This window comes from Kitasatospora sp. MY 5-36, assembly GCF_001182915.1.
Classification (GTDB): domain Bacteria; phylum Actinomycetota; class Actinomycetes; order Streptomycetales; family Streptomycetaceae; genus Kitasatospora.
This window is the reverse complement of record NZ_LFVW01000756.1, coordinates 1-4,388: the sequence shown is the minus strand read 5'-3', so window position 1 is coordinate 4,388 and position 4,388 is coordinate 1. Positions and strand designations below refer to the sequence as shown.

Annotated in this window: 5 protein-coding genes and 1 pseudogene; all 6 read right to left on the bottom strand. The window is 76.3% G+C overall.

From position 1 onward, the window contains the following. Nucleotides 1-112: 112 nt before the first annotated feature. Nucleotides 113-1,387, bottom strand: a complete 1,275-nt coding sequence (locus AE652_RS35295) for an MFS transporter (protein ID WP_049659081.1) — start codon at nucleotides 1,385-1,387, stop codon at nucleotides 113-115. Further along, nucleotides 1,384-3,339, bottom strand: coding sequence for an FtsX-like permease family protein (locus tag AE652_RS35290; RefSeq protein ID WP_159028647.1), 1,956 nt, complete (start codon nucleotides 3,337-3,339; stop codon nucleotides 1,384-1,386). The genes AE652_RS35295 and AE652_RS35290 overlap by 4 nt, the downstream gene beginning before the upstream one ends. Before the next feature lie 103 nt (nucleotides 3,340-3,442). Next, nucleotides 3,443-3,532 carry a class III lanthipeptide gene (locus AE652_RS47580; RefSeq protein ID WP_199823195.1) on the bottom strand — a complete coding sequence of 30 codons (90 nt, stop codon included), beginning with the start codon at nucleotides 3,530-3,532 and terminating at the stop codon, nucleotides 3,443-3,445. A 50-nt stretch (nucleotides 3,533-3,582) separates the two neighbouring features. After that, on the bottom strand, nucleotides 3,583-3,678 hold the full coding sequence (locus AE652_RS47575; protein ID WP_199823194.1) for a class III lanthipeptide: 96 nt from the start codon (nucleotides 3,676-3,678) through the stop codon (nucleotides 3,583-3,585). 45 nt (nucleotides 3,679-3,723) lie between these two features. Next, the gene (locus tag AE652_RS47570) at nucleotides 3,724-3,813 is read right to left on the bottom strand and encodes a class III lanthipeptide (protein ID WP_199823193.1); all 90 of its coding nucleotides are present in this window, start codon (nucleotides 3,811-3,813) and stop codon (nucleotides 3,724-3,726) included. Between the two features lie 2 nt (nucleotides 3,814-3,815). Then, nucleotides 3,816-4,388 (bottom strand): annotated as a pseudogene (locus AE652_RS35285) (lantipeptide synthetase); the annotation flags it as partial.

Genomic DNA, 4,388 nt, shown 5'->3' with positions numbered 1-4,388 from the left:
CGGGGTGTCCGCCTCCTCCAGCCAGCGGTACGGGTCCGCCGGCGTGAGGTGTGGGTCCGCCGGCGCGGGGTTCGGCGCCGCCGGCCCGGGGGGCGCGGCCCGGTGGTCGAGGTCAGCCATGGACGGCCTCCGCGGGGTTGTCGTTCCGTCGTTCCGGGGCACCCCCGGCCCCGGTCGGACCGGCGGCGGGCCCACCACCGGTCCGGCCCGCGGTGGCGGCCAGCCCGACCGCGGCGAGGACCACCACGACCACGGCCGCGCCGGCCACCGTGCCGGTCAGTCCGAAAGCGTGGGCGCACAGGCCCGCGAGGGTCGGCCCGGCGGGCGCGACCAGTTGGGCGAGGAAGCCGATGCCGCTGTGCACCCGGCCCTGCAGACCCGGCGGGGTCACCTCCATCTGGGTGACCGCGATCAGCACGGTGACCACCGGCCCGGCGGCCGCGGCGAGGGCCAGCGGAAGGACCGCCGTCCAGTGCCCCTGGGCCAGGGTGAAGCCGGGCAGGGCGAGCGCGACCACGGCCGTACCGAGGGCGATGCCCCGAGCGGGCGGCAGCCGCCGGGCCAGCGCCGGTGCGAGCAGCGATCCGGCCAGCCCGCCGGTGCCCAGGGCCGCGGTCAGCACCCCGATGTGCACGGCGCCCCCGCCCGAGGCCACCACCACGATCAGCAGCCCGTTGAACACCAGGTTGAGCACGGCCGCGTTGACCACCGCGTAGCGCAGGAAGGGCACCCGCCAGATGAACCGGACGCCTTCGGCCAGCGCGGCCCGGACGCCGGGGGCGGCCGGCTCGTCCCCGGGGCGCTCCCGCCTCCCCTTCGGCAGCAGTGCCACGCAGCAGACGGCCGCCAGGTAGCTGCCGGCGTCGACGGCGAACACCCAGGACGGGTGGACGGCCAGCAGCGCACCGCCGGCCACCGGGCCGGCCATCGCCGCGACGGCCGTCCTGCTCTGCAGCAGGCCGACCGCGCGGGGAAGGTGCTCGGGCCGCACGAAGCACCGCACCACCACGTTCTCGACGGGGGCCAGGGTGCTGCCCACCGCGCCGAGCAGCAGGGCGGCGACCAGCACCGCCCACAGCGGCGGCATGCCGCCGGAGGCCGACAGGGCCAGCGCGGCCAGGACGAGTGCGCCGGCCGCGTTGCCGGTCAGCAGCACCGTCCGCCGCTCCCGGCGGTCGGCGAGGACGCCGGCCGGCAGCCGGGCCAGCAGCACCCCGACGGAGAGCGCCGTACCGGCCAGTCCGGCCTGCCGGATGTCACCGCCGGCCCGCAGCGCGACCACCGGGAGGGCGATCACCGAGGCGGCGGTGCCCAGGGCCGAGGCGGACTCGCCGCCGTAGAGCAGCCAGAACGACCGCCCCAGCCCTCCGGCGGCCGCCGCGCTCACGCCGACCCCGTCGCGAACTGTCGCCGGATGCCGCGCAGCGGACGGGCCGCCAGCGCCGCCGGGACGGCGGTGGCGACCAGCACCCCGACCAGGACGCCGACCGTCCACGGCACGTCCAGGGCGGGCAGCACCCCCTGCCCGACGGCCCGGGCCAGCGGCACCAGGCAGATCCCGGCCGTCGCCACCGCCAGGACCGTCCCGACCAGCGCCGAGGCCAGCACCTCGTACACCACGCAGCGCAGCAGCTGCCCGCGGCCGAGGCCGAGGGCCCGCAGGTGGGCGCGCTGGGAACGGCGGTCCCGCTGGGCGATGGCGCAGGTGTTGGCGAGGGCGAGCAGCGCGTACCCGCCCACCACGGCGACGATCAGCCGGGAGGCCATGTCGTCCTGCACGTTGCGCGGCCGCAGGTGGGCCAGGTAGTCGGCCCGCGTGGCGAGCCGCTGGCCGGGCCGGAGCTCCCAGGCGCCCGGGTCACCGCGGAGCAGCACCCGGTCGGCGTACGGGGCCGGGGTGTGCTCGAGGGCGAGGTCGGCGGGGAGGACGTACGAGGGGAAGGCCAGGTCCCGCTGGTAGACGGCGACGAGCCGCAGCTGCGCCTGCTGTCCGTCGGCGAGCGTGAAGGTGACGTCCTGGCCGAGCTTCCAGTGGCGCGCGGTGGCCTCGGTGCTGCCCGCGGCGAACGTGCCGGGAGCCAACTCGTCCAGCCGGCCCTGCTGTTCGCCGAGGTCCAGGGCGCTCCGCAGGGCCGCCCCGTCGACGCCCCAGGCGCGGGTGGGCTTGGGCTTGTCGTCGTAGAAGCTGGGCGGCGCGGTCACCTTGGTCGCGATCGGCGCGACGGCCGTCCCGCCGGGCAGGCCGGCGGGCCGGGCGGGCAGCTGGTGGCCCGGCTCGGCCGTCACCACCGCGTCGGCCCGCAGCGCCTGCTCGGTCTGCTGCTGCACGGCGGCCCCGATGGTGGCTCCCGAACCGAGCAGGCAGACCACGGTGCCGACGGCCAGCAGGACGGGCACCGCGATCGCGGCCGTCCGGGCGGGCGCGGCCCGCAGCCCCGCGGCGGCGATCCGGCCGGCCTTGCGGTCGAGCAGCAGCAGCACCGCGCAGCAGGGGCCGACGAGCAGCGGCACGAACCAGGGCGCGAGCACCGCGAGCGTGGGGATGACGGCCGTGGCCAGGCCCATCACCAGCGCGCCCTGGAGCACCGGCGGCAGGTCCATCACGACCATCAGGGCCACGAGCGGCCCGCAGAGCATCAGGACCATGGCGATGCCCGCCACCAGCCGGCCGGCGTTGCGGCGGGGCGGGGCCAGGGCCAGGGACTGGTCCTTGAGGAGGTCGATCGGCTGGACCCGGCCGGCCGCCAGCACGCTGGCCAGCGCGGCCAGCACCGCGACCGCGCAAGTGCCGAGGCAGGCGCCGACCGCGATCGCCCAGGTCTGCCCGGCGGAGGGCAGGTCGACCGCGGCGGGGAACAGCTCGCGCTCGATCAGCAGGCGCCGGCCGAACCCGGCCACCGGGACCGTCCCGGCCACCGCGGCGACGGCGGAGGGGGCCAGCGCGACCAGCGCGACGTCCGCGACGACCAGGGCCCGCAGCCGGCCGGCCGTCACCCCGAGGGCGCGCAGCACGGCGAACTGCCCGAGCCGCTGGTTGGTCCAGAGCGCGACCGTCGACCCCGTCACCAGCACCGCCGACATCAGCAGCATCGTCAGCAGCAGGCCCAGCAGGTTCTGCGCGTCCTTGGCCGCCGCCGCGGCGGACGAACCCTCCGGGTAGGACGGGCCGCTGACCGCCGCGAGCAGCAGCAGGCAGGCGCCCACGCCGGTGGCGGTGAGCGCGCAGGCGACCGCGACACCTATGACCCGCCCCGGGTACGCCCGTACCTCGGCGACGCACAGTCGCAGCGCGCCGAGCGGTCCGCTCGGACGGGTAGTCGGTTCTGATGCCACGGCCACGGTTAACTCACCCCAAAACGGTAAACAGAATGCAGAGCCGGGGAAGGCCGCATGTGCCGCGGCCTTCCCCTCTCTGTCACCCGGTACTGCCGGACCCAGGGGGTCAGCAGCTGAACACACTGACCGAACTGAACGGGGCGTCGACGACGATCTCCTCGTCGAGCTCCTGAAGCGCCAGAATGTCGGCCATCACAATCACCTCCCCTCGCCGTCTCGCCGGAACGCGGCACCGGGCCACGGGCATCAGCAGCTGAACGCACTGACCGAACTGAACGGGGCGTCGACGACGATCTCCTCGTCGAGCTCCTGAAGCGCCAGGATGTCGGCCATCACAATCACCTCCTCCTCACCGCCTCGCCGGTACACGGCACCGGGCTGCCGGGATCAGCAGCTCCAGTAGCTGACCGAACTGAACGGGGCGTCGACGACGATCTCCTCGTCGAGCTCCTGAAGCGCCAGGATGTTGGCCATCACAGTCACCTCCCCTCGTCGTCTCGCCGGGACGGGGTACCGGGCTCGGCCCGCTCCGGCGTCCACCCGTGGACGGGGTGGGCGCCGGGGAGCAGGCACTGCCCGGGGCTCTTGGCGGCGGCCAGCGCCAGCAGGGCGCCGGCGGAGCCGGTGGCCAGGTCGGTGGAGAGCCGGATCAGCTGGTCCCCGTGCAGGACGCTGCCGTCCTGATGGGGGGCCAGGTGGAGGTCCACCAGCCGGAGTTGCTCCTCCGCCTCGGCCCGCCAGCGCGGCAGGCGGGCGGCGACCTGGAACAGGGTGTAGGCGAGCCCGGCGCGGCCGTTGAACAGCCCGCCCTGGACGACCACGCGGACCGCGCCGGCCCGGGCCGCGGCCTCCAGCACCCGCTCGGCGTCGAGGGCTTCGGCCTGCGCGGCGGGCAGGGCCAGGACGGCGAGCGCCACTCCGGCCGAGCCCTCCGCCAGGTACGGCAGCAGCCGGCCCGAGCTGTACGTCTGCAGCATGTCGTCGACCAGCCGGCCGTGCCGCAGGTCGCAGCGGACGGCGCGTTCGGCGGCCTCGGCCCAGGCCGTGTCGCC